This is a genomic window from Salinimicrobium sp. CAU 1759 (assembly GCF_054482715.1).
Genome location: NZ_JBTLRK010000001.1, coordinates 2276786 through 2300565, shown reverse-complemented (window position 1 = coordinate 2300565; position 23780 = coordinate 2276786). Strand labels below are relative to the sequence as shown.

At 41.7% G+C, this 23780-nt stretch carries 22 protein-coding genes; 8 read left to right on the top strand and 14 right to left on the bottom strand.

The window, feature by feature from the left end:
* A complete protein-coding gene (gene malQ / locus ACXYMT_RS10380) occupies positions 1 to 1503 on the top strand; it encodes a 4-alpha-glucanotransferase (RefSeq protein ID WP_459059007.1) in 1503 nt (500 codons plus the stop codon).
* Positions 1504 to 1680: 177 nt separating this feature from the next.
* Here malQ and ACXYMT_RS10375 read toward each other — a convergent pair whose 3' ends face one another.
* From ACXYMT_RS10375 to ACXYMT_RS10335, 9 genes are all read right to left on the bottom strand, one after another.
* A complete protein-coding gene (locus ACXYMT_RS10375; protein WP_459059006.1) occupies positions 1681 to 2001 on the bottom strand; it encodes a four-helix bundle copper-binding protein in 321 nt (106 codons plus the stop codon).
* Positions 2002 to 2098: 97 nt separating this feature from the next.
* Entirely contained in the window at positions 2099 to 2881 is a 783-nt protein-coding gene (locus tag ACXYMT_RS10370; protein ID WP_459059005.1) for an ABC transporter permease, read from the bottom strand.
* Entirely contained in the window at positions 2874 to 3581 is a 708-nt protein-coding gene (locus ACXYMT_RS10365; protein WP_459059004.1) for an ABC transporter ATP-binding protein, read from the bottom strand. The genes ACXYMT_RS10370 and ACXYMT_RS10365 overlap by 8 nt, the downstream gene beginning before the upstream one ends.
* On the bottom strand, positions 3575 to 4813 hold the full coding sequence (locus tag ACXYMT_RS10360; RefSeq protein ID WP_459059003.1) for a nitrous oxide reductase family maturation protein NosD: 1239 nt from the start codon (positions 4811 to 4813) through the stop codon (positions 3575 to 3577). The genes ACXYMT_RS10365 and ACXYMT_RS10360 overlap by 7 nt, the downstream gene beginning before the upstream one ends.
* On the bottom strand, positions 4813 to 5253 hold the full coding sequence (locus ACXYMT_RS10355; protein ID WP_459059002.1) for a nitrous oxide reductase accessory protein NosL: 441 nt from the start codon (positions 5251 to 5253) through the stop codon (positions 4813 to 4815). The genes ACXYMT_RS10360 and ACXYMT_RS10355 overlap by 1 nt, the downstream gene beginning before the upstream one ends.
* Positions 5254 to 5262: 9 nt before the next feature.
* The gene (locus ACXYMT_RS10350; protein WP_459059001.1) at positions 5263 to 5874 is read right to left on the bottom strand and encodes a hypothetical protein; all 612 of its coding nucleotides are present in this window, start codon (positions 5872 to 5874) and stop codon (positions 5263 to 5265) included.
* A gap of 89 nt (positions 5875 to 5963) precedes the next feature.
* The gene (gene nosZ / locus ACXYMT_RS10345) at positions 5964 to 7928 is read right to left on the bottom strand and encodes a Sec-dependent nitrous-oxide reductase (RefSeq protein ID WP_459059000.1); all 1965 of its coding nucleotides are present in this window, start codon (positions 7926 to 7928) and stop codon (positions 5964 to 5966) included.
* Positions 7929 to 7938: 10 nt separating this feature from the next.
* Positions 7939 to 8532 carry a fasciclin domain-containing protein gene (locus ACXYMT_RS10340; RefSeq protein ID WP_459058999.1) on the bottom strand — a complete coding sequence of 198 codons (594 nt, stop codon included), beginning with the start codon at positions 8530 to 8532 and terminating at the stop codon, positions 7939 to 7941.
* Between the two features lie 55 nt (positions 8533 to 8587).
* Positions 8588 to 9094: a c-type cytochrome gene (locus ACXYMT_RS10335; RefSeq protein WP_459058998.1), complete on the bottom strand. Its 507-nt coding sequence runs from the start codon at positions 9092 to 9094 to the stop codon at positions 8588 to 8590.
* 245 nt (positions 9095 to 9339) lie between these two features.
* Here ACXYMT_RS10335 and ACXYMT_RS10330 point away from each other — a divergent pair, with 245 nt between their 5' ends.
* Positions 9340 to 9768 (top strand): RrF2 family transcriptional regulator, encoded by a 429-nt coding sequence (locus tag ACXYMT_RS10330; protein ID WP_459058997.1) that lies wholly within the window; start codon positions 9340 to 9342, stop codon positions 9766 to 9768.
* Between the two features lie 40 nt (positions 9769 to 9808).
* Here the strand turns inward: ACXYMT_RS10330 and ACXYMT_RS10325 are convergent, their stop codons facing one another.
* From ACXYMT_RS10325 to ACXYMT_RS10310, 4 genes are all read right to left on the bottom strand, one after another.
* Complete coding sequence (locus tag ACXYMT_RS10325; protein WP_459058996.1) at positions 9809 to 10996, bottom strand: acetate/propionate family kinase; 1188 nt, start codon at positions 10994 to 10996, stop codon at positions 9809 to 9811.
* A 142-nt stretch (positions 10997 to 11138) separates the two neighbouring features.
* Complete coding sequence (pta, locus tag ACXYMT_RS10320) at positions 11139 to 13232, bottom strand: phosphate acetyltransferase (RefSeq protein ID WP_459058995.1); 2094 nt, start codon at positions 13230 to 13232, stop codon at positions 11139 to 11141.
* A gap of 478 nt (positions 13233 to 13710) precedes the next feature.
* The gene (locus ACXYMT_RS10315) at positions 13711 to 14358 is read right to left on the bottom strand and encodes a thioredoxin family protein (protein ID WP_459058994.1); all 648 of its coding nucleotides are present in this window, start codon (positions 14356 to 14358) and stop codon (positions 13711 to 13713) included.
* A complete protein-coding gene (locus tag ACXYMT_RS10310; RefSeq protein WP_459058993.1) occupies positions 14355 to 14912 on the bottom strand; it encodes a TlpA disulfide reductase family protein in 558 nt (185 codons plus the stop codon). The genes ACXYMT_RS10315 and ACXYMT_RS10310 overlap by 4 nt, the downstream gene beginning before the upstream one ends.
* A 131-nt stretch (positions 14913 to 15043) precedes the next feature.
* Here ACXYMT_RS10310 and ACXYMT_RS10305 point away from each other — a divergent pair, with 131 nt between their 5' ends.
* Positions 15044 to 15772, top strand: a complete 729-nt coding sequence (locus ACXYMT_RS10305; protein ID WP_459058992.1) for a class I SAM-dependent methyltransferase — start codon at positions 15044 to 15046, stop codon at positions 15770 to 15772.
* A 77-nt stretch (positions 15773 to 15849) separates the two neighbouring features.
* On the opposite strand, the gene ACXYMT_RS10300 is transcribed toward ACXYMT_RS10305, so the two are convergent.
* Positions 15850 to 16500: a hypothetical protein gene (locus ACXYMT_RS10300; protein ID WP_459058991.1), complete on the bottom strand. Its 651-nt coding sequence runs from the start codon at positions 16498 to 16500 to the stop codon at positions 15850 to 15852.
* A 332-nt stretch (positions 16501 to 16832) separates the two neighbouring features.
* On the opposite strand from ACXYMT_RS10300, the gene ychF reads away from it, so the two are divergent.
* The 5 genes from ychF to mscL all read left to right on the top strand — a co-directional run bounded on the left by ychF (position 16833) and on the right by mscL (position 23763).
* Positions 16833 to 17927, top strand: a complete 1095-nt coding sequence (ychF, locus tag ACXYMT_RS10295; RefSeq protein WP_459058990.1) for a redox-regulated ATPase YchF — start codon at positions 16833 to 16835, stop codon at positions 17925 to 17927.
* Positions 17928 to 18282: 355 nt separating this feature from the next.
* Positions 18283 to 20136: a DNA topoisomerase IV subunit B gene (locus ACXYMT_RS10290; RefSeq protein ID WP_459058989.1), complete on the top strand. Its 1854-nt coding sequence runs from the start codon at positions 18283 to 18285 to the stop codon at positions 20134 to 20136.
* 1 nt (position 20137) lies between these two features.
* Positions 20138 to 20620, top strand: coding sequence for a hypothetical protein (locus ACXYMT_RS10285; protein WP_459058988.1), 483 nt, complete (start codon positions 20138 to 20140; stop codon positions 20618 to 20620).
* Complete coding sequence (locus tag ACXYMT_RS10280; protein WP_459058987.1) at positions 20621 to 23308, top strand: DNA gyrase/topoisomerase IV subunit A; 2688 nt, start codon at positions 20621 to 20623, stop codon at positions 23306 to 23308. It begins immediately after the preceding gene.
* Positions 23308 to 23763 carry a large conductance mechanosensitive channel protein MscL gene (gene mscL, locus ACXYMT_RS10275; RefSeq protein ID WP_459058986.1) on the top strand — a complete coding sequence of 152 codons (456 nt, stop codon included), beginning with the start codon at positions 23308 to 23310 and terminating at the stop codon, positions 23761 to 23763. Before ACXYMT_RS10280 ends, mscL begins: the two co-directional genes overlap by 1 nt.
* The last annotated feature ends 17 nt before the right edge of the window (positions 23764 to 23780 follow it).

The following is a 23780-nucleotide window of genomic DNA, read 5'->3' as shown; positions in this document are numbered from 1 at the left end:
ATGAAATTAAAAAGAAGCAGCGGAATTCTTTTACATATAACTTCACTTTCCGGAGAATTCGGAATTGGGGATATGGGACCGGAAGCCTACAATTTCCTCGATTTTTTGAAGAGATCGGGACATACGTACTGGCAGATCCTGCCATTGAATCCCACAGATGGAATCTACCAGCATTCCCCTTACAGCAGCCATTCGGCTTTTGCGGGAAATCCTCTTTTGATAAGCCCAAAGCTTCTAGAGGAAGAAGGATATATCGACCTGAGAGATTTCCCTGTACCTTCAGAAATTTCTTCTGAAAAGGTCATTTTTGAGAGGGTAGTAGAATATAAGCGGGAGATCTTTGATGCCGCTTTTGAAAAATTCAGAAGAGAGAAGAAGCAGGAAGAAGAATTCAGGGAATTTAGGCAAAGCCATGACCATTGGCTGGACAATTACTGCCTATACATGGCCCTGCGCTACAGATACAATAAAGCCAACTGGCCAGAATGGCCTGAAGAGCTAAGGGAAAGGAAGCCTGAAGCTCTCGAAAATGCCAGAATTGAGCTTAAGGACCAAATCGAACGCGAAATGTTCGTGCAGTTCCTGTTCTTTTCACAGTGGTCCCAGCTTATGATGCAGGCTCACAACTCCGGAATCCGGATTTTTGGTGACGTGCCTTTTTACGTCAACCACGACAGTGCCGATTGCTGGGCAAATCCGCAGATTTTCAAGCTTGACGGACAGAAGCAGCCGACTCATGTTTCGGGTGTACCACCGGATATGTTCAGTAGAAGCGGACAATTGTGGGGAACGCCTGTTTATGACTGGAAGGAACTAAAAAAGAACGGATATCACTGGTGGATCGAGCGCCTGCGACAAAACCTGTTGCTATTCGATGTAGTAAGGATCGATCATTTTAGGGCCTTTGCCGCTTACTGGGAAGTGCCGGCAGAGGAAGACACAGCTATTCACGGCAGATGGATTCCTACTCCCGGGGTAGATTTTTTCAAGCATGTAAAAGCAGAGTTTCCCGATATGCCCTTTATCGCAGAAGACCTTGGCGTACTGGACCAGCCGGTGTATGACCTGTTGGAGAAGTACAACTTTCCCGGGATGAAGGTGCTGCAATTCTCTTTTGGAGACACTAACCGCCGGAATCCATACATTCCTTACAATCATGAGTTCAACAGTATAGTCTATTCCGGGACCCACGATAATAATACCACTCGTGGCTGGTTTAGCGACAGCGGCAGAGAAGTTCGTGAGCACCTGAACAAATATACAGGTCAGCGCGTAACCGATAAGAATGTGCATGAAGTTTTGCATCGCATAGCACTACAATCTGTATCTGCAGTGGCTATTACTCCCATGCAGGATATAGTAGGGCTGGGGGGTGAAGCAATAATGAACACCCCCGGAAGTACAGGAGGTAACTGGACCTGGAGGTTAACTAAAGAAGATGTTCCGCAGGAAAGAGCAGAGGAATTGTACAGGGAGAATGAATTATATGGTAGAACTCCCTAAAATAATATCTTTCAAAAATGTCCTTTTTAAGAAGTAAAAAGAGGCTGTCCGGAAAGTGTTTTTTTTCGTCAGGCTGAACTTAATTCGGCTATTAACCGGTATTGAATATCAACTGCTTAGGATCCTGAAATTAATTCCGGATGACGTATTACATGCTTTACAGACAGCCACTCTGTGTTAGGCTGCGTATTTTTTACAGGCTTCTTCACATTCACGGCAGGCTTTTGCACAATCCTGACAGTGCTGAGTTTCGTGCTTTTCGCATTCTTCGGCACATTCTCTACACACCTGCTCACAGTACTTAACCAGTCCTGCTGCATTGGCATTCCTGACTGAAAGAATATCGGCAAGAGAGGCACAGGCAGAAGCACAGATCTTGTCCTTTCTAATGCATTCCACCATCTTTTTGAGATTGTCCTCATCAAGACAGGCATCTGCACAATGATTACAGTGGTTGATACAGTTAGACAGCTTGTTTAAAAATTCTTCATTTCTCATTTTATGCAGTTTTAGGTTAAACTTTGTTCCTTACATAAGATACCCAATCAACTGCCTCTGAGAAGAAAAAAGCTGTTAAACAATGATCAACAAAGGGTTAAAAATCTTTTTTCCTAACAACCGTTGCAATCCTCAGCAGTGGAAGCAACACCCAAATGACCAACATACCCATAGAAGTGAACCCGCCGAGCGGAGTTCCGAAAAATTCTTTAAAGACCGCTCCTGTGTAGCTAAGCAATGCCGAAATATCCAGTTTTAGAAGGATGAGAATTCGGGAGAGATCAATTGGATTGAACATCGTGGCAATCAATGAGAACCTGTCCAGAGGGTATTCCTGAAAGTAGACCAGCGAGAGTAGAAAGAGTCCGTCATAGATCACGGCAAGAAATAACCACAGCAAAATCGCGTAACCAAAGCCCTTGATCTTATTTTCATTGGATAAAGCAATATTAAAAGCCAGGGCAGAGAAAATGAGCGTGAGAAAGAGACCGGTAATAAGAAGCATTACAAAATCCCAAATCGCCGGAGATTTAAATAATCCATAAGCAGCAAATGGAATTCCTAAACCTACAACAAGGCTTAGGGATAATGAAATAGCAACTCCGAGGTATTGCCCCATAAATATGGAACTGCGTTTTACCGGTTGGGCCAGTAAAAGTTCAGTAAACTCTCGTGAATTATAATAGTACATGACCCCGAAGATGGTTCCAATGAGGGGTACGAGCATGATGATCACATTCATTAAGGTGATCACTGCTGTAGAGAGGTCATTATTCAGGAACAACAGCGTAATTCCCAGCAGAAGATAAAAGAAGAAATATACATAACTCCAGCTACTGCGGGTAAGGTCAAAAAAACTGTATTTAAGGATCTTAAACATTTTCTTCAGATAATAATTGCGCGATGGCGTGTTCAAAATCAAATTTTCCTGTGGAGGTCTTTAGTTCATTAACAGTACCGTCAAAGTAAATCTTGCCGTCTAGCAGGAACACAATCCGATCGGCCTTTTCCTCCACGAAATTCATAATATGGGATGTGATCAAAATAGTCTTACCTCTTTCTTTTTCGGTCCTTATCAACTCTCTCAAACGCAACAGAGAAACCGGGTCAAGACCCGAAGTTGGCTCATCAAGAATTATAAGTGGACTATCGAACATAAAGCACAACAATAAATTCACTTTTTGACGGGTACCACCCGAAAGCTTGTTGAGCTTTTTATCGAGGTAGGGGTGAAGTCCAAAGAAATCTACCAGCTGTTTGTCTCTGGCTGGCTTGCCGCGAAGATCTTTGATCATGGTGATCAATTCCTGAACCCGAAGATTTCCGGGGAAGTTCGCGATCTGCGGAAGATAATCCAACTCCTGCCTGTAATCCCATTTTTTCAGGATGCTCTTACCATTTATCCCGATCTCTCCTTTTTCGGGAACTACCATACCTAAAATGCTTTTTATGAGCGTAGTTTTTCCCGACCCGTTAGGGCCAAGTACAGCAATTATCCCTTCCTCTTGTATGTTGAGATCAAGCCCATTCAAAACGACCTGGGAACTGTATTTTTTGTGTAGGTCTTTAATGCTTACCATTTTATTTTTCTTAATTGGGGTTGTGGATCGACAAGTTCTGCCGGAGTGAACACGGGAGAAACCTTTTCTGAAAAATCAAGTAACCCAATGAACATGCCTCTTAAGAGAATGATGGCTTCCGGAGTGGTGTTAACCAGGTAGGAGAATAGCTTTACCGGCCGGTAAGGAACATCCCCAATTCCATCTTTATTTAGATCATAACCGGTGTATTCACTCCAGTAATTCCTCAAAAATTCATTTTCATTGATATTTCCCGTATAGGCTACGTCAAAAGAATTTGCAATAAAATTATTCCTTTGAAAACTGTTCTTGTAACAGGCCCCTCTTATTCTTACCGCATAACCGTTGCTGATGAAGTCATTTTCCAGATAGTCGATCCTGTTAGTATTATCGGCACTTATAGCAATGGTATTATCTTCAAAAATGTTATGCCGAAGAGTTGCATCATTGATCTCTTTTAGGAGAAGTCCGTAGGAGGCGCTGCCCCAATTCTTCCTGAAATGATTTTTTTCCATTTCAATGAACTTCGAATACATCACAGCCACCCCTGCGCCGTTGTTTTCAAAAATGTTTTTAATATAACTGTTGTGGTCTGAGAACATGAAGTGAAGACCATATCTTAAATTATCTTTGCAAACATTCTTAACGATGTCGCATTTATTGGCAAACTCCAGGTAGATCCCGTCTCTTACTCCTCGAATATCATTGCTTTCTACTCTTATCCCCTTCGAATGCCAAATGTGAATTCCATTCCCGGAATTCGCCTGACTCCTGGCTTTACTTCTTATTCTGTTATTGGTGATGTTTCCTTTGGAAGATCTTTCTATTAAAATTCCGAAGAAGATATTGTCGAGTCGGTTATTATTAATGCTGAAGTTGGTGGAACGGGAGACCAAGATCGCAGCATGATCACTCGTATGACTTGTTCCAATATTTTTGATGTGCAGTCCCTGAATAGAAAAGTCCTCTGCCTGAACTTTAATAGCAGTTCCCTTCATTTCGGCGTCCAGGATGGGAAAATCTTCTCCTATGATGGTGAGGGATTTGTCCAGGATCTCGATTTCATGCTCTTTATAAATTCCTTGTTTTATTCTTATGGTATCGCCACTCTTAGCAAGATCAACCGCTTGCTTGACTGAAGAAACTTCGCAAGTAGCGCAAACAATAATTTCTGTGGCTTGCGCAGTACTTACTGCAAGGTAAAAGATGAGTAGAAAGAATTTGATTTTCATTACTCTAGGTTGAATATGGAATCTTTTTCCAGAAGGTGGGTGAGGAGATCATCCCAGAGGTAAGTATCAGCACTTTGTGGGGAAGCGACAGAAGACGCCTTTTTCACGGCAGCGAGGTTTGCCCCCATGGGGCTGTTTATGCTATCATTAATAATGAAAAGTGATTCTTCAACCTTTATCATGGTTCCGGGAATTGAAAAATCTGCTACCTGTTGAATTTTCATTACTGTATTATGATCGTGAAGGTCATTGACCATACATTCAATGGCATCATACTTAAACTGTTTTCCTTTATCACTTACCGCTTGCGCCGAATATGAGCGGCTTACAATGGTCATTTCGCAATAATCACAGGTGTCTTTTCCGTAAGCAATAGGTTTTGTTTCTATACTACAGGTAATCAATAATAAAGTCATCAACAGGTAAAGCAAATTTTTCATTGTGAATTTCTAATCTCTTTTCATTTTTCTACTGCCAAGAATCCACGCCAAAAGGGTAAGAAACATTCCGAAGAACATTAAATAAGCTCCTGTTTTAGGGTAGGAATGGGCTGTAAAGTTTAGGATCTTTTCCGACCCCAAAAGAGGTGGTTTATAACTTAGAGGCTTGCCATCTGAGTCGGTCAGTTTTATAATTGCCTTTGGATCGAGATCTGTTCCATATTCGATCAACCAGCTGTTAAAGTCATACATCCCCAGTATTCCCAGGATACTCATTAAGATCAACCAGCCCAGGAACCAATGCGGACTTATCTTTCCAAGTAATCCTAAAAGACCTAATAGAACCCCGAACCCTGCCATGCCTCCTATGACTATAGGAAAAACATTGAATTCCCACATTTCTTCGGGCTTTGGGATCTTTTTCATCCCAATATAATGATTGATCCCGTCAATGTTCTGGATATCGAACTCCTCTTCTCCTTCAATGCCGGCAATATAGATGTCCATACCTAATGGATCGGGATACTGTGGAGCTTCCAGTCTAATATTCCATAAAGGATATATAAACAGCCCCAGCAGGAGAACCGAACCGATGATCATTAAAAAACTTGAGGTTTTCATTTGTTTGTATTTAGATAAGAAAGCGGGTAGTATACCCTGACCCGCTTTCCTGAAATGAAGAGTGTAACTTTTAACTAACTAAACACAGGTTACTCTCCGTCCAGTGTCCATCGTAGGGGAACATTGGAATTCTTGCCGGAAACCCTCACATAACCCTGCATCTCCTGATGAAGAGCAGAACAGAAATCTGTACAGTAGAATGGCCATACTCCTTCTTTCTTAGGTTCCCATGTCATTGTTTTTGTTTGTCCTGGCATGATCAATAACTCGGAGTTGTTTGCTCCGATCATTGCAAAGCCGTGTGGTACATCAAAATCCTGCTCAAGGTTGGTTACGTGGAAATAAACTTTATCTCCAACTTTGATTCCTTCAAGGTTATCTGGTGAAAAGTGGGAGCGAACAGTGGTCATATAAACATGCACATTGTTTCCTTCACGTACCATCTTTGTTTCAGCTTCGCTGGTTGCAGCATACTTGTGTTTGTTCTCATCAAGTCTATAGATCTTCTTGGAATTCGCTTTTACTTTTTCAGCAGAAATGCCTGCTGCGTAGTGCGGCTCCCCGTGAGTAGGGAAGTCTAAAAGAAGCTCCATTTTATCTCCTGAAATGTCATACAATTGAGCTGAGTGTTCCAACTCGGGACCTGTAGGTAAATAGCGGTCTTTTGTGATCTTGTTCATAGAAACAAGGTATTTTCCTTCAGGATTTCTTGAATTTCCACCGGGGATCATAAGGTGACCTACAGAGTAGTAGCTTGGCTGCCTGTCAAGTACTTCCCAGGTGCCCAGTTTCCATTTAACAACTTCCGAAGAAATGAAGAAGGTAGTATAAGCATTACCTTTTCCGTCAAACTCTGTATGCAGTGGTCCAAGACCTCCTTCTTTTACAGTACCTGCAAGAGTAGAATCGAAGTTCAATACCGGGATACCATAAGCTTCACCTGTGAAATCTTCATTTTCAATTGCCTGTAGCATTTTAGAGAAGGAGTGAACTGTAAGGTCGGTAGAAAGCTTACCATTACCTACAATATATTCTCCTGATGGATCCACGTCACAACCGTGAGGAGATTTGGGGGTAGGCATGAAGAATACCGCTCCTTCAACTTCACGGGGATCTACTCTGGTAACTTTATTTTCCATAGTAGTTGTGGCAGTATGAGTATTGTGATCGTAGACGTTGTGAGCGTATTCTGCATCCATTTGCTCGCCGCCTCCATTTCTAACATACTCCTGGATCTTCTTCCAGTTCACCGCAGCAATGAAATCCTTATCGTTTTGAGAAGCATTTACCTCCTGCATAGTGTGAGCTTCTTCTGTATTGTAGGTGGTGAAGAAGAACCATCCATGAGAGTCACCACGGCCGGGGTGGGAGAGGTCATAGTTGAAACCGGGCATATCTAACTGGAAGTCGATTTTCATTCTTCCGTCATCGCCTACAGCAATAAAGGTAAGGGGGCCTTTAAAGTTTCCTTTCATCTCCTCGATAGGCATATCCTTTTGAGGATATGGCACGGCAAACCTTGTTCCGGCGACTACGTACTCAGTATTTTCGGTTACGAAAGAAGAAGAGTGGTTACCGGCACTGTGCGGGATCTCGATGATCTCTTCGGTCTCAAAAGTTTCAAGACTTATACGTGCGATACGAGGAGTGTTATTCTCATTGATGAATACCCATCTCCCGTCAGTTTCTCCATTAGTTTGAGAAATGTCGGGGTGGTGAGAGTCTCCCCAGGGAATAAACCCGTGAGAGGTCATCAACATTGGTTTGGTCTCTTCAGAATAACCATATCCTGAAGTGGGGAATTGAGAGAAGACAGGGATCTCTTTCAACATACGCCCGGAAGGTAATCCATAAACTGTAAGGTTCCCGCTATATCCTCCCGATATGAAGGCGTAGAATTCGTCATGTTCGCCGGGAGCCACATAAACTCTCTCGGCAGCATTTGAGACCATGGCTCCGCCCGATCTTTCCCTGCCATTGTTATTATCATCTCCACAGCTTATCATTAAAAGGCTCAGGAGAAAAACAGATAAAATTGAATTGATTCGTTTCATTGAATAGGTATTAATTGTTTTTAGGTAAAATCACACTGTCTACTACGTGTACCCAACCATTGCTGGCTTTGACGGTTCCAAGTATTTTGGCTCCACCCACGTAAAGGTCTTCGCCCTTTTGAGTTACTTCCACATTCTCGCCCGATGCCATGTATAAGGTTCTTCCTTTTTTGACATTTTTGAGGAGCATATCTACAGGGTAATTACTGGGAGCTACGTGGTTAGTAAGGATGTAGGCGAGCCTGGATTGGTTCTCGGGCTTTACAAGGTTTTCAACCGTACCTTCAGGAAGTTTTTCGAACGCCTCATTGGTTGGGGCAAAAACAGTAAGAGGTCCAACATTTACCAAAGCATTCTGTACTTCGGCTGCTTCGACGGCAGCTACCAAGGTGGTGTGATCTGGAGAGTCTATCGCTATACGCAGTGCATTGGGATTGTCACTCTCGCTATCGATATATGCCTGACCTTTGTTCGAAGCCGAGACATCTGAATCTTGCTGAGCTACAGGAGTAGCCGATCCTTTATCGGATTCCTCCTTACATGAGGTGGTAATTAACAGCCCTGTAAGACTGAAAAAGAAAAATAATAGTTTGATTGTTTTCATTGGTTAGGATTTAAAATGGATCTGTGGGATTATACCTGTAGAAGGTCATTTTTAATTAGTTTGCCTGGTCGTATTGCCTGAAGTATTCCAGAATGGCCCTCGCTTCCTCTTCAGAAAGGTTTTGATTTGCCATTACCGCCATGTTTGATTCAAGCAATAATTTCTTTGCAATAGGATCTTCCTTGATCATTTGTTCAGGATTGAGGATCATGTTCATGATCCATTCGGGAGCACGTCTTTCAGTTACTCCTGCTATTTGTGGTCCTACGAACTTTTTGTCCATCTTATGACAGGCAGAGCACATATTTTTGAAAAATTCTTCTCCACGGGTGGCCATGGCCGCGTCTATGTCACTGCCCAGGTTGAGATCAGTGATCGGTCCAACGCCTTTGTTTTGCATATTATCCACTGCTGCCGTCGTATTCACGGCTTCTTTCACAACTTCTTTTTTTACAGCTGTACTTTCATCTGTTAGTCTAATACCTTCCTTTTCCTCTTTTTGCCCACATGCAGTGATAAAGAGTACAAGGAAAGCCGATAAAATTTTCAATGTTAATTTCATGATAAATGGTTATTAAGTTTACACCGCTAATTTATAACTTTATTTAAAAAAAGATAAACAGATCTTTTAATATTTTATTTGTAAAATTACTTGTTATGTGGAGTGGGAGATTCCTTCAAGTTTATATAGGACAAAACTCTCCTAAATGAGAGCAATAAAAAATGATAATAATCAGGATTTCTGTAAATTTGGACTTCTAAGTCTTTTTTATAGTCCAAAACCAAACTAACTATAAACCAAGCTCAATGTTATCCAGTTCCAGCAAATATGCCGTAAATGCCGTACTATACCTGGCAGTACACTCCAGTGATAAGAATAAAATAAGAGCTAAGGAAATTGCAGAAGCTATTAAGTTGCCTTCTCCATTCCTGTCAAAGCTTTTACAGTCTTTGTCCCGGGAAAACATAATTTCATCTTCAAAAGGACCTACCGGTGGTTTTTATCTCACCGAGCAGGCTTTGAAAAGGCCCTTGATAGATGTGGTGAATATTATAGATGGTACCCAAAGATTGGATGAGTGTGTGCTGGGTTTGAAGAGATGTAGTTCAGAACAACCCTGTCCTGTACATTATTCGGTGCAACCTTTAAAGCTTAAGTTTAGAGCAGAGCTGGAAGAGAACATCAGCGTATTTGCAGCAAAAGTAAAAAGCGGAGAGGCACACCTTTTTGTGTAGACCTTTCCGCTTAAAAATACCTTTTTGAGAAGGCGTTAAATTAGAACATTGCCAGAGTTTGTTTTGCAATCTCCAGTTCTTCATTAGTAGGGATCACAAGGATCTTTACTGCTGAAGATTCCTTCCCGATATTCCTGATCTCCCTGGAACGAATACTGTTCTTTTCTTCATCCAGCTCAAGCCCCAGGAAGTTCATATCTGTACAGACCATTTTCCTTATAACATCTGAATTTTCTCCGATCCCGGCAGTAAACACTACAGCATCAAGACCGTTCATAGCGGCGGCATAAGCTCCCAGGTATTTCTTGATCCTATAGGCATTCATTTCAAGCGCCAGCTGGCACTCCTTATTGCCTTTTGCAGCTTCATCTTCGATGTCACGAAGATCACTGTAACCTGTTAGACCCAGCATTCCGCTGTTGTGGTGTAGCAGGTCACTCACTTCTTTTGCAGAATATCCAAGTTGTTCAATGAGATAAAAAATCACCGACTGGTCAATGTCACCACTCCGGGTTCCCATGATCAAACCATTCACAGGACCAAAGCCCAGGGTGTGGTCAATGCTCCTTCCATCCTTTACTGCGGTCATACTACACCCATTTCCAAGATGAACCGTGACTAGCTTAGTGTTTTCCTTTCCAAGAAATTCATTTGCCTTTTCTGAAACATACTTGTGACTGGTTCCGTGAAATCCATAGACCTGGATATGTTCCTTTTCATAGAATTCATTAGGAATAGCATACCGGTTGGCACGAGAGGGAATACTTTGGTGAAATGCAGTATCAAAAACAGCAACCTGTTTTGCATTGGGAAAGATCTCTTCAGCCACTTCGATCCCTTTTAGGTTTGGCGGATTGTGCAAAGGAGCAAGTGAAAAAAGTTCCCTGATCTTTTCTTTTACCTTTTCGTCAATAATTATTGTATCCGAAAAACTTGCGCCTCCATGCACAACGCGGTGCCCTATAGCAGGAATATCGGCCGGATCCTTAATCACCCCATAATCCTGGTGCATTAGATGTTTCGTCACCTCTTTAAGTGCCACCGAGTGATCTTTAATCTCCATTTCTTCGGAAGTGGAATGCACTTCCGATCTATAATGTATCTTTCCTGAAGCCTGTCCAATTCTTTCTACCAGCCCTGAGGCCACAACCTTTTCAGCCGGCATTTCGATCAACTGGAACTTTAAGGAAGAACTTCCGGAATTTATAATCAATATATTTTTATTCATAATTTCACTTTAGAATCAAGAGTCAAGAACCAAAAGCCAAGACTTTTACAATTAACAATTAACAAATAACAATCAGCAATTAACCAATTTCCTTAAACCTTAAACCTTAAACCTTAAACCTTGGACCTTAGACCTTAAACCTTTACAGTCCCTGTGCCTGTATAGCTGTAAGGATCACCGTATTGAAAACGTCATCAACGGTACAACCACGGCTAAGGTCATTCACGGGCTGATTAAGTCCCTGAAGCATTGGCCCTATTGCCAAAGCACCTGTTTCCCGCTGCACTGCCTTGTAAGTATTGTTCCCGGTATTCAGGTCAGGGAAAATGAGTACACTTGCCTGTCCTGCAACTTCAGATCCCGGGAGTTTAGCTTTACCAACACTAAGATCAACTGCGGCATCATATTGTATGGGGCCTTCAATCTTAAGATCGGGACGTTTTTTCTTAACTATTTCTGTAGCTTCCCTCACACGATCAACATCTTCTCCTTTTCCTGAACTTCCGGAAGAGTAGGAGAGCATGGCGATCTTAGGTTCAATTCCGAAGGCCTTACTACTTTCAGCAGATGAGATACAGATCTCTGCAAGCTCTTCGGCAGTAGGATTAGGATTAATGGCACAATCCCCAAATACGGAAACTCGGTCTTCAAGACACATGAAGAATACCGAAGAAACCACAGAAACTCCGGGCTTGGTCTTAATGAACTGCAATGCAGGCCGAATGGTATGCTGAGTGGTATGAGCAGCTCCAGATACCATCCCGTCCGCATGCCCCTTATGTATCATCATGGTCCCGAAGTAAGAGACATCGCTCATAAGATCACGGGCGATATCCATGTTGACATTCTTGTGCTTGCGCAGTTCATAGAAGGTTTTCACGTAATCGTCGAAATATTCAGATCTTGTCGGGTTGATGATCCTTAACTTATCAAAGTCTATAGTAAGACCAAGGTTCATCGCCAGTTTTTTGATCTCTTCTTCATCTCCGAGAATAGTGAGGTCTACGATATCCATTGCGATCAAGCGGGAGGCTGCAGTGAGGATGCGTTCATCTGTACCTTCAGGTAATACGATATGCTTTCTCTTTTGCTGAGCCCTTTTCACCAGGCTGTACTGGAACATACGAGGTGTTAAACCGGTTGGTTGCAAACCGGCAAAACGTTCTATTAAAGGATCCATATCCACAAACTTCTCAAAGGTGCTTATGGAAGTTTCTATTTTTTGAATACTGTCTGCATAAATGTTAGAATTTATTGCTCCAACCTTGTTGGTCACATTAAAAGTCCCGTCCTGAACAGAGATGATGGGGACTACCTGGGAAAGCCCCTCAATTAACTTGATTATAGAATCCTCAGGAATAAGTCCCCCCGTAAGTAAGATCCCCGAAATTCTTGGATAATTGCTGGATATGTGTGCCTGCAGGGCACCGAGAATGATATCTGCACGGTCTCCGGGAGTTATCACCAGGCTCTCATTTTTAAGGTGGTTCAGGTAATTGCGAAGTTGCATGGCTCCCACGTTGAAGCTCCCCGACTGGTTGTCCAGAAATTCCTCTCCAAAAAGCACTTTTCCATCCAGTACTTCCACGATTTCCTTAATAGTAGGATTGGCAAGTGTATCTATAAGCGGAAGAGCAAAAACTGCCACATCATCGGGCAGGAATTCTCTCATTCCCTCTGTTGCTATGGTAAGGTTCTCAAGTTCGATCTTGTTACTCACCATGGCCATTACCCTTACATCTTTCCGGATAAAGGTTTGGTAAGCCATTTGCAGGCTGCCCATAAGACCCTCTTTGGTCTTGCCGCGGCCACTGGCTACTATGATCACCGGAAGGCCCAAATTCTTGGCGATGTTTACATTTTCATCAAACTCGAACACACTGCCTTCGCCCGAAAAATCACTGCCTTCTACCAGCACAAAATCAAAATCCTCTTCGAGTTTCTTGTACTTTCTAATAATCGTATCTATGATCTCGCCCGACTTGCCTTCGTTGCGTTTTTGGATCACCTCGCCTCTTTTAAAAGCATAAGCGTCTTCATAACTAAGAGGCAGGTCGAAATATTTAAGAACAGTCTCAATATGATTATCTCTTTTGCCGGGCTTAGCTTCATTGATGATCGGCCTAAAATAGGCCACACGTACTGTCTTACCTAAAAGAGCCCTCATGAGGCCAAGGGAGATCAAAGATTTCCCGCTGTTTGGCTCCAGGGTCGCTATATAAAGTCCTTTATTCATAGTTTTCAAATTCTCATGCAAAAATAAGGCTTATAAAAAACCTGGGCCGGCGCTGCAGAGTAAAAAGTGGTCAAAATCTGATGAAAATCAGTTGAAGCTGGATGATTTGGTCCTGTTTTTCTCCTTCGGAATAATCTCTCCCAAAAATGCCATTTTTGAGGAGTAATATCTTCAGCTGAATTTTCGATTTCATTCTTTGTTGAAATGACCGCTGAACTTTAAATTCAAAGAAGGGACTAGCCCTAAATCGACCTTAAAATTTCCTTACCTACTGATATTTATTATTCCCAAAGACCAGCTTTGCTCAAAAAACAGCTTGCGTCTATTGTGACGTTCAACAAGATCAATTGGAGTTTGGGCAGGGGATTGGATAATGTAAAACGATCGAGGTCAATAAAAGCTGAAACCTTTTAGGCCCTGAGACAGCTTAAAAAGTAGATCCTTTTAAAGAATTTCTCTCTTTATACCCAGTAATAACCTACTGTTTTACAGTGCAGCCAATAGCTTTTGTTTCTTTTACGCTTACTTCCTTTCCGGCTAATAATTCGTTCACGGCATTTGCAACAAAGCGCTCCTTTACAGCATCTGCACTGCGCACGTTATCGTCAATGGCTCCTATGTATTTCACAATATTTTTCCCATTTTCCTTCTGAAGCAAGTAGACATGCGGAGTCTTTTTTGCACCGTATTTGGCGTAAATAGTCTGACTTTCGTCATATAAATATGGAAAAGTAAATCCTGCTTCCTTGGCTTTTTTCTGCATCAGTTCATAAGTATCATCAGGCTGCACTTCAGGATTGTTCGGGTTGATGGCGATCACGGGATAACCCTTCTTTTTGAATTCCTTATCCAGCGACACAATACGCTGTTCACTGGCTACTGCATATGGACAGGTATTGCAGGTGAAGATCACAATAAAGCCTTTTGCATTGGGATAGTCTGAAAGGGATACCATTTTGCCGTCAACATTTTTTAGCTCAAAATTGGTGGCTTCATCCCCAATACTATAGCCGTCGGTTATACTAGTTTTTGATTGGTTGCTGTGATGTGGAGTGGAAATTTCACCACTACCCAAAGAGATCAAAGCTAAAAGAACTACTACAGATAGATAAGTATATGTTTTCATAATTGAAATTTTGATGTGAGTTCAGATTTTAATTCGTCATATGTAAAAGAACGTTCATAAAATTTTCGTTCCTGTTGATTATATATGATAGTTGCGGGAATTGCGCCACTCCATTCTTCTGAGACTTTAGGGATCCATGAATTTGCATCGGGATCATCGAGGAGCACTACTTTGCTGTGTAGATCATAGTTCTTAATAAAAGGGATCACCTGTTTTTCCAGTCTTTCCGGAAAATCAAGACTGGTTAGAATTACTTTGACCTTTTCTTCTGAATATTCCTGATTTATTTTTTCAAAGGCCGGTAGTTCCTCAATACAGGGTTTGCACCAGGTGGCCCAGAAATTTATGATGTAAGTGGTGTCATTCTTATGCCGGAGGTACTCCAAATCAAAAGCTTCAAAATCTACCGTGGGAATTAACGTTGAAGAGGTAGCCTCATTTTGTTGAAGACTTGTGGTCTCGATAATTTCGGAAGCCACTTCCTCTTCTACCTTTTTTACATCGTCTGCACAGGCAAAGAGGGGAAAGATAAAAAGGGTCAAAATCTTTTTCATCTTTGAAATTTAAAAATTTGAACTGATTCTCTGATGTGCCTGACTGTTATATTTTTAGTAAAAAAATAAAGCAGGTGAAGATTTGGAATATTTTTCATAGCTTTTTCTATTAATAGGTTGCACAAATATTTATGAAAGACTACTTTTCTACAGCATCTGATAAATATGCGCAGTTTCGGCCTACCTATCCACCTGAGCTTTACAGTTTTCTCCTGCAGCTTTGTGAGAACAGAACAAAGGCCTGGGACTGCGGTACAGGTAACGGCCAGGTGGCGGGAGAACTGGCCAATTTTTTTGAGCAGGTTTATGCGACCGATATAAGTATCAATCAGCTCTCACATGCCATTCAGAAAGATAACATTCATTACTCCAAACAAGCTGCAGAGAAAACTAACTTTCCCGATGATACTTTTGATCTAGTGACAGTTGGGCAGGCGGTACATTGGTTCGACTTTCAGAAATTTAATTCCGAAGTAAAAAGGGTTCTTAAAAAAGATGCATTAATTGCCATTTTTGGATACGCTCTTTTCAGAAGTAATTCAGGAACTGATGAGATCATTCAGCAGTTTTACCACAAAATTATAGGATCATACTGGTCGCCGGAGAGGCGTTATCTGGAGGAGAGGTATCAAACAATTCCTTTTCCGTTTGAGGAAATAGAGGCTCCGAAATTAGAGATGAAGCAGCAATGGAGTTTTGAAAGGTTGACAGGTTATCTCAAAACCTGGTCGGCTGTGAAGAGCTATGAACGAGAAAAAGGGGAAAATCCGGTGGAGCTAATAAAAAATGATCTTTTCAATAGTTTTGGTGAAGTGGGGGTGATTGAATTCCCGATTCTGCTTCGGGTGGGGAGAAGGTGAAGCCACGGCGTTTATTTTGCAACAAAAAAAAGACACCCGAAAACGGATGTCTTTTTTTATCATTTTAAAAGATAATATTATCTATTATTCTTTCCTTGCGCAGGTTGAATCGGTCCACAAGCAACTGGTAAAGTTGCAATATATCCACTGACAACCTCAATTTCATCATTGACAACCTGAGTAAGTTCTGCTGTCATCCCGTGCAATACAATAGTATTGTTTTGAAGTGGGGTTAAAACTTGATCATTACTTAGGGTGTAGGTGTTTTCAAACATTATTGTACCGTCATCTGTTTCAGGAAATGGTTCTAAAAATAACTGCGGCGCACCGTAGAAGGGAAGTCCCTCACCAATTTCTACGAAACCGTCTCCATCGTCATCTGCAGAAGCGGGCGGGCATTTGGAGTTTTTATTACTATCAGTAAACCCATGAATATGTTGTGGATGAGGACCATCTTCCAATCCATAAGCTGTTATCATCACAGTCAGCTCGTTACCCATAAGAGTCAGCTCGGCAGTACCCGAAACTCCGGAGTTATTGAGAGTGGAGAGATTGGCTGTATAATATTTAGCTTTAGCCGACATGTTTGCATCTTTATGAGCGGTTTGCAGATCACTTTCCAAACCATAGATGATATCTTCGTCAGCTTCAGATTTTGAGCAGCCTGTCAATATCAGAACCAAGCTAAAAATCATTAAAAATGGAATTAAGCGATTAAAATTTTTCATAATAATTGTTTTTTAGGTTTTGAACAAAATTATGTTTTATAAAGGCAGTTTTCTGTTTATAATATTCTAATTGTGAGAGGTTTAAGCTAAGTCGTCCAGTAATAACAGTTCATTAAGACAAAATGGTCCTGATTAAGGTTGTTTGTAAGTTAATTCTGCTTTCAAAATTTAACAGGCGTGATAAAAGGTTTTGGTAAAGCACTGTTAACCTGGGGATTTATTGTCATATAAGTTTTAAAAGTGAACTCAAAATCAGCCATTTTTTACCTCCCGGTATTCCAATTCATAGTGTTATATTTGCACCCGCCAAAAAGTGCATCAAAAGATATTATATGAAAGCCGGAATTGTAGGATTACCCAACGTAGGAAAATCAACCTTATTCAATTGTCTCTCTAACGCCAAAGCCCAAAGTGCCAACTTCCCGTTCTGTACCATTGAACCTAATATTGGAGTGGTAAACGTGCCCGACAGGCGTATTGAAAAACTGGAATCCCTGGTAAATCCTGAAAGGGTTATTCCCGCAACAGTTGAGATCGTTGATATCGCCGGACTTGTAAAAGGAGCGAGCAAAGGAGAAGGTCTTGGGAATCAATTTCTCGGAAACATCAGAGAAACAGATGCCATCCTGCACGTATTGAGATGCTTTGAAAACGACAATATTGTTCACGTAGACGGAAATATAAATCCTGTACGGGACAAGGAAACCATAGATATGGAACTGCAGCTGAAAGATCTTGAAACAGCAGAAAAGAAGCTGGAGAAAGTGAAACGCGCTGCAAAAACCGGGAACAAAGAAGCTCAAAAAGAGGAAGCGGCCTTGCTAAAGGTCAAAAGCGGACTCGAAGCCGGAAGATCTGTGAGAGCAATTGATCTTTCTGAAGAAGAAAGAGCTGAATTCATAAGACCTTTACAGTTCATTACAGATAAGCCGGTAATGTACGTGTGCAACGTCAATGAAGGCGACGCGGTTTCAGGAAACGAATATGTGGATAAGGTAAAAGAGGCGGTAAAGGATGAAAATGCTGAAGTCTTAGTACTTGCAGTAGGTACAGAAGCCGATATCACCGAGCTTGAAGATTATGAGGAACGCCAAATGTTCCTTCAGGATATAGGTCTTGATGAGCCGGGATCTGCAAAATTGATCCGGGGAGCATATAACCTTCTGAACCTGCAAACCTATTTCACCGCCGGAGTAAAAGAGGTGAGAGCGTGGACCATTCCTATTGGAGCTACAGCTCCTCAAGCCGCCGGAGTAATCCATACCGATTTTGAAAAAGGTTTTATTCGTGCTGAAGTGATTGCCTATGACGACTACGTAAATTACGGCAGCGAAGCCAAGGTCAAGGAAGCAGGAAAAATGAGAGTAGAAGGGAAGGAGTACATCGTTAAAGATGGCGATGTAATGCATTTTAGGTTCAACGTGTAGTAAGTCGATAGTCTGTAGACGGTAGATAAGCATAGACCTCACAGGTTTTCAAAACCTGTGAGGTCTTTTTAGTTTAAGTTCAGGAGAAATTTTAGGTGCCAAAAATGTCATTTTTGAGAGTTATTTACGTAGAAAAGTAAATCCTGAATTTTGAACATTGAATTTTAGATTTTTCTCTCAAGAAGGATATTTCAGCAGAATTTAGTTCTTCTTTTTCCACCTCACCACGACCTTGAACTTTAAATTTAAACCTTGAACCACAGATTGTGAAACAATTGTTAATTATTTTGTCTGCCGATGGTTTCAACTTTTTAGGGGAAAGCTTATATTAGCCTCGAAACCGCAGGAAGCAGCTATGATCGAAGAAACTAAATATACCGAAGATAATATACGGTCGCTCGACTGGAAGGAGCATATTCGTATGCGTCCCGGGATGTATATTGGTAAACTTGGAGACGGTTCCAGCGCCGATGACGGTATCTATATTCTTCTTAAGGAAGTTATAGACAACTGTATCGATGAATTCGTGATGGGCGCGGGGAAGACCATTGAAATTTCCGTTCAAAACCAACGTGTGATCGTTCGTGATTACGGTCGGGGGATTCCGCTGGGGAAGGTTGTGGATGTAGTTTCTAAAATGAATACCGGTGGTAAGTACGATACCCGTGCCTTCAAAAAATCTGTAGGTCTAAACGGGGTTGGTACCAAGGCGGTTAACGCTCTTTCCAGCAATTTTAGAGTGGAGTCTACAAGAGATGGCCGCTCCAAATCAGCAGAATTTGAACAGGGAAACCTTATCAATGAAGAGGAACTGGAAGAGACTTCCCGAAGAAGAGGTACCAAGGTTACCTTTACTCCGGACGAGCTGATCTTTAAGCATTACAAATTCCGTTCAGAATACATTGAGAAAATGCTGAAGAATTATGTTTACCTCAATCCGGGGTTGACCATAGTTTTTAACGGCGAGAAATTCTATTCAGAAAACGGACTGGCCGACCTTTTGGCCGATAGCATTAACGAAGATGATCGTTTGTATCCTATCATTCACCTTCGTGGGAATGATATTGAGGTGGCGATCACTCACAGTAAGACTCAGTACAGCGAAGAGTACCACTCTTTCGTAAACGGGCAGCACACTTCCCAGGGAGGAACACATTTAGCTGCTTTTAGAGAAGCTGTTGTGAAAACCCTGAGGGAATTTTACGGAAAGAACTTTGAGGCCAGTGATGTTAGGAAATCTATAGTTTCGGCTATTAGTATAAAAGTAATGGAGCCGGTCTTTGAGAGCCAGACGAAGACCAAACTCGGTTCGACCGACATGGGAGGTGACCTGCCAACGGTGCGTACCTATATCAATGATTTCGTAAAAACCCAGCTGGACAATTACCTGCACAAAAATTCTGAAACTGCGGAATTGCTGCAGCGTAAGATATTACAGGCAGAAAGGGAGCGTAAGGAGCTTTCGGGAATTAGAAAACTGGCTAAGGACAGGGCTAAAAAAGCCAGTTTACACAATAAAAAATTAAGGGATTGTAGAATCCATCTCGGAGACAGCAAAAAGGAACGTTACCTTGAAAGTACGCTTTTCATTACAGAGGGAGACTCGGCTAGTGGATCTATTACAAAATCCAGGGACGTGAATACTCAGGCGGTTTTCAGCTTACGGGGAAAGCCACTGAATTCCTATGGAATGTCCAAGAAGATCGTTTATGAGAATGAGGAGTTCAACCTGCTTCAGGCAGCGTTGAATATCGAAGAATCCATGGAAGATCTCAGGTATAACAATATTGTGATCGCGACAGATGCCGATGTGGATGGAATGCACATCAGGTTACTGCTTATCACTTTCTTCCTTCAGTTCTTTCCGGAGTTGATCAAGGAAAACCATTTGTACATCCTGCAAACACCACTCTTCCGCGTGCGGAATAAAAAAGAAACGATTTACTGCTACAGTGAACTGGAAAGGCAGCAGGCAGTTCAAAAACTTTCAGGAAAACCCGAGATAACCCGATTTAAGGGATTAGGAGAAATATCTCCCGATGAGTTCAAACACTTTATTGGGGATGATATTCGGCTGGATCCTGTAATGCTCGACAAGGACATGAGCATTGAGGAACTCCTGAACTTCTACATGGGAAAAAATACGCCGGACAGGCAGGAATTCATTATTGATAACCTCAAGGTAGAGCTGGACCTTATTAACGAGTAGCATGAAGTTCAACAACAGGAAAGAAACCGGTGTCATCCCTTCAATCTATATTATTGTCGTGGCGGTTTTCATTACTAATGCGTTTGCATCTGTTGAACTCAAATATGATGATGTTCCCTTTAATTACAGCAGTCTAATACCAAATGCAATTGCACTGCTTATCGGGATCTACATATTTATTGTGGGGAAGACCTTTGAATTTGATAGTGATGGGGAAACCATCAATTTTAAAAGCAATGGAGTGCTGGTTTCACAGTTCATGCATTACAGAGAACAGAGAACTGAAGTGCCAAAGTCGAAACTGAAGGATTTTAGAATCGAAAATTATTTCTTCTATAAGCGTCTGCACATCTTTATACATTCACGCAACAGCAGGGGCTATAGACATTATAAGTATAATATTACCTTTTTGACAGGCAAGAAAGTCAAGTCTTTAAAGATGTCACTTGCCAAGATTTTGGAAAAAAACAAAGCGAGGGCTTAAATGGAGAACGAGAATCTAAACGATCATCAGGAAGATCAATTTGAGCAGAACGAAGAACTTGAATCAGGGAATAGCGAAGTACTAACCAAGGTTACGGGAATGTACAAGGATTGGTTCCTGGATTACGCATCATACGTGATCCTGGAGAGGGCTGTTCCTGCTCTTGAGGATGGTTTCAAACCTGTACAGCGCCGCATCATGCATTCTATGAAAGATCTGGATGATGGGCGGTACAACAAGGTTGCAAATATTGTTGGTCATACCATGCAGTATCACCCGCACGGGGATGCCAGTATTGGGGACGCCATGGTGCAGGTGGGGCAAAAGGATCTTTTGATAGATACTCAGGGAAACTGGGGAAATATCCTAACCGGCGATGGATCGGCTGCTGCGCGTTATATTGAAGCCCGACTTTCAAAATTTGCTCTGGACGTAGTTTACAATCCCAAGATCACCGAATGGCAGTTATCATACGACGGAAGGAAAAAAGAGCCGGTAAATCTTCCGGTCATGTTTCCGTTGTTACTGGCTCAGGGAGCTGAAGGGATCGCTGTAGGTCTCAGCACCAAAATTTTGCCTCACAATTTTATTGAACTTATCGAGGCTAGTATCAAACACCTGCAGGGAAAAAAGTTTAAGTTATTTCCTGATTTTGTTACAGGCGGTATAGCTGATATTACCAACTACAATGATGGAATGAGAGGCGGGCGCGTAAGGGTTCGTGCAAAGATATCTCAACTCGATAAAAATACTTTGGTCATTAAGGAGATCCCTTTTAGCACCAATACCTCTACATTAATTGATTCTATTCTCAAAGCAAATGATAAGGGGAAGATAAAGATTAAGAAGATTGAAGATAACACTTCAAGCGAGGTTGAGATCCTTATACATCTACCATCGGGAATGTCACCCGATAAGACCATAGATGCCCTTTACGCATTTACGAACTGTGAGATCTCGATTTCTCCTTTGAGCTGCGTAATTATCGACAACAAGCCGGCATTTTTAGGAGTTTCTGAAATTCTGAGGAGATCTACAGATCATACGCTGAGTCTGCTGAAGCAGGATCTCGAGGTGAAACTGGATGAGTTTCAGGAGCAATGGCACTTTGCTTCTTTGGAAAGGATCTTCATTGAGAAACGGATCTACCGTGACATCGAAGAGGAAGAGACCTGGGAAGGGGTAATAAGAGCAATTGATGAAGGATTGAAACCTCATATTGCTCATCTAAAAAGAGCGGTTACAGAAGAAGATATAGTTCGCCTTACTGAGATCAGGATCAAGCGTATTTCCAAATTTGATCTGGAAAAGGCACAACAAAAGATCGAAGCCCTGGAAGGAGAGATCGAACAGATCAAGCATCACCTGGATCACCTTATTGAATATGCCATTGCTTACTTCAATCGTCTCAAGAAGGAGTACGGTGCAGGAAAAGAAAGAAAGACCGAACTTCGATTGTTCGATGACATAGAGGCTACAAAAGTTGTTATCCGAAACCTGAAGCTGTTCGTTAACCGCAAGGAAGGTTTTGTGGGAAAGGCGCTTAAAAAGGATGAATACGTCACCGACTGTTCTGACATTGATGACGTGATCTGCTTCACTGCTGATGGAAAAATGATCGTTACCAAAGTTGATGCGAAAACTTTCATTGGGAAAGACATCATTCACGTTGCCATTTTTAAGAAGAAAGATCGAAGAACCATCTATAACATGATCTATAAGGACGGTAAAGGTGGCGCTTCCTATATTAAACGTTTTGCCGTTACTTCGGTGACTCGAGACAGGGAGTACGACCTTACCCAGGGGAAGAAAGGTTCTGAGATATCTTACTTCTCTGCCAACCCTAATGGAGAGGCCGAGGTGGTGATGGTTTACCTCCGACAGGTTGGAAGTATCAAAAAGTTGAAATTTGAAGTAGATTTTGCCGACATGGCCATAAAAGGAAGGGCGGTAAAAGGAAATATTGTTACCAAATATCCGGTCAAAAAGATCGAACTTAAAGAAGAAGGAGTTTCTACACTTAAGCCTCGCAGGATATGGTTTGATGACACTGTAAGAAGATTGAATGTGGACGAAAGAGGGGAGCTGCTGGGAGAATTCAAAGGGGAAGATCGGCTTTTGATCATCACCCAAAATGGAGTAGCAAAGACCATCAAACCTGAATTGACAACCAGATTCGACGAGGATATTATAGTTCTGGAAAAGTGGTCTCCAAAAAAGCCAATCTCAGCTATCTACTGGGAAGGGGAAAAAGAGCGTTTCTATGTTAAGCGATTCATTATAGAAAACGAAGAGAAGGAAGAGAATTTCATAGGAGATCATCCAAAGTCATACCTGGAAATTGTATCGACAGATTATCTGCCTGTAGTGGAGGTGGTTTACGGGAAAACAAGAGGTAAAGACCAGAGACCTAACGATCAGGTAGAACTTGAAGAATTCATTGCAGTAAAAGGCATTAAGGCTCTTGGAAACCAGTTAACTACAGAAAAAGTAAAACAGATAAATCTCCTTGATCCCAAGCCATATGAAGAGCCTGAAGAAGTAGCTCCCGAAGATATGGAGGTAGTAGATGAGGAGAGTGTAGAAGGCAAAGCTTCAAATTCAGATTCCCCCGATTTTACTGAAGGAAAACTGCAAAAAAAAGGCGCTAAAACAGACGAGACCCAAATTAAACTTTTTGAGGAGTAATGGCTAAAGGGTTTCTAAAGGAATTCAAGGAATTTGCCGTTAAAGGCAACATGATCGACATGGCGGTTGGTATCATTATAGGTACTGCATTTAATCGCGTTGTAGATGTTTTAGTGAAGCAGGTGATCATGCCGCCTCTTTCTATCCTTACAGGAAGAATTGAATACGCCGATAGGAAATATATCTTAAGAGAAGCTGTGCCGGCCACAGATGGCGCCGAAGCCGTAGAGGAAATAGCTGTAGGTTATGGCTTGTTAATTGAAGTATTCATTGATTTCCTGGTGATTGGTTTTGTGGTGTTTATCGTGGTGAAGTTCATGAACAAATTCAGGAAAAAAGCTGAAGATCCCAAAGATAAGACTGTAGCTACTCCTAAAGACATTGAACTTCTTACAAACCTCAATGAGTTAATGCAGGAACAAAACGACCTGCTTAAGAAAAGTAGTAGAGGATAAGCCTCGTGGATTATCAG

Coding starts and splice junctions, on each gene's coding strand:
- mscL (WP_459058986.1), top strand. CDS start 23,308: ATGGCTAAAGGGTTTCTAAAGGAATTCAAGGAATTTGCCGTTAAAGGC.
- ACXYMT_RS10325 (WP_459058996.1), bottom strand. CDS start 10,996: ATGAATAAAAATATATTGATTATAAATTCCGGAAGTTCTTCCTTAAAG.
- ACXYMT_RS10370 (WP_459059005.1), bottom strand. CDS start 2,881: ATGTTTAAGATCCTTAAATACAGTTTTTTTGACCTTACCCGCAGTAGC.
- ACXYMT_RS10310 (WP_459058993.1), bottom strand. CDS start 14,912: ATGAAAAAGATTTTGACCCTTTTTATCTTTCCCCTCTTTGCCTGTGCA.
- ACXYMT_RS10280 (WP_459058987.1), top strand. CDS start 20,621: ATGGAGAACGAGAATCTAAACGATCATCAGGAAGATCAATTTGAGCAG.
- ACXYMT_RS10360 (WP_459059003.1), bottom strand. CDS start 4,813: ATGAAAATCAAATTCTTTCTACTCATCTTTTACCTTGCAGTAAGTACT.
- ACXYMT_RS10350 (WP_459059001.1), bottom strand. CDS start 5,874: ATGAAAACCTCAAGTTTTTTAATGATCATCGGTTCGGTTCTCCTGCTG.
- ACXYMT_RS10335 (WP_459058998.1), bottom strand. CDS start 9,094: ATGAAATTAACATTGAAAATTTTATCGGCTTTCCTTGTACTCTTTATC.
- ACXYMT_RS10340 (WP_459058999.1), bottom strand. CDS start 8,532: ATGAAAACAATCAAACTATTATTTTTCTTTTTCAGTCTTACAGGGCTG.
- nosZ (WP_459059000.1), bottom strand. CDS start 7,928: ATGAAACGAATCAATTCAATTTTATCTGTTTTTCTCCTGAGCCTTTTA.
- ACXYMT_RS10375 (WP_459059006.1), bottom strand. CDS start 2,001: ATGAGAAATGAAGAATTTTTAAACAAGCTGTCTAACTGTATCAACCAC.
- ACXYMT_RS10330 (WP_459058997.1), top strand. CDS start 9,340: ATGTTATCCAGTTCCAGCAAATATGCCGTAAATGCCGTACTATACCTG.
- ACXYMT_RS10305 (WP_459058992.1), top strand. CDS start 15,044: ATGAAAGACTACTTTTCTACAGCATCTGATAAATATGCGCAGTTTCGG.
- ACXYMT_RS10355 (WP_459059002.1), bottom strand. CDS start 5,253: ATGAAAAATTTGCTTTACCTGTTGATGACTTTATTATTGATTACCTGT.
- ACXYMT_RS10285 (WP_459058988.1), top strand. CDS start 20,138: ATGAAGTTCAACAACAGGAAAGAAACCGGTGTCATCCCTTCAATCTAT.
- ACXYMT_RS10365 (WP_459059004.1), bottom strand. CDS start 3,581: ATGGTAAGCATTAAAGACCTACACAAAAAATACAGTTCCCAGGTCGTT.
- ACXYMT_RS10315 (WP_459058994.1), bottom strand. CDS start 14,358: ATGAAAACATATACTTATCTATCTGTAGTAGTTCTTTTAGCTTTGATC.
- malQ (WP_459059007.1), top strand. CDS start 1: ATGAAATTAAAAAGAAGCAGCGGAATTCTTTTACATATAACTTCACTT.
- ACXYMT_RS10300 (WP_459058991.1), bottom strand. CDS start 16,500: ATGAAAAATTTTAATCGCTTAATTCCATTTTTAATGATTTTTAGCTTG.
- pta (WP_459058995.1), bottom strand. CDS start 13,232: ATGAATAAAGGACTTTATATAGCGACCCTGGAGCCAAACAGCGGGAAA.
- ACXYMT_RS10290 (WP_459058989.1), top strand. CDS start 18,283: ATGATCGAAGAAACTAAATATACCGAAGATAATATACGGTCGCTCGAC.
- ychF (WP_459058990.1), top strand. CDS start 16,833: ATGAAAGCCGGAATTGTAGGATTACCCAACGTAGGAAAATCAACCTTA.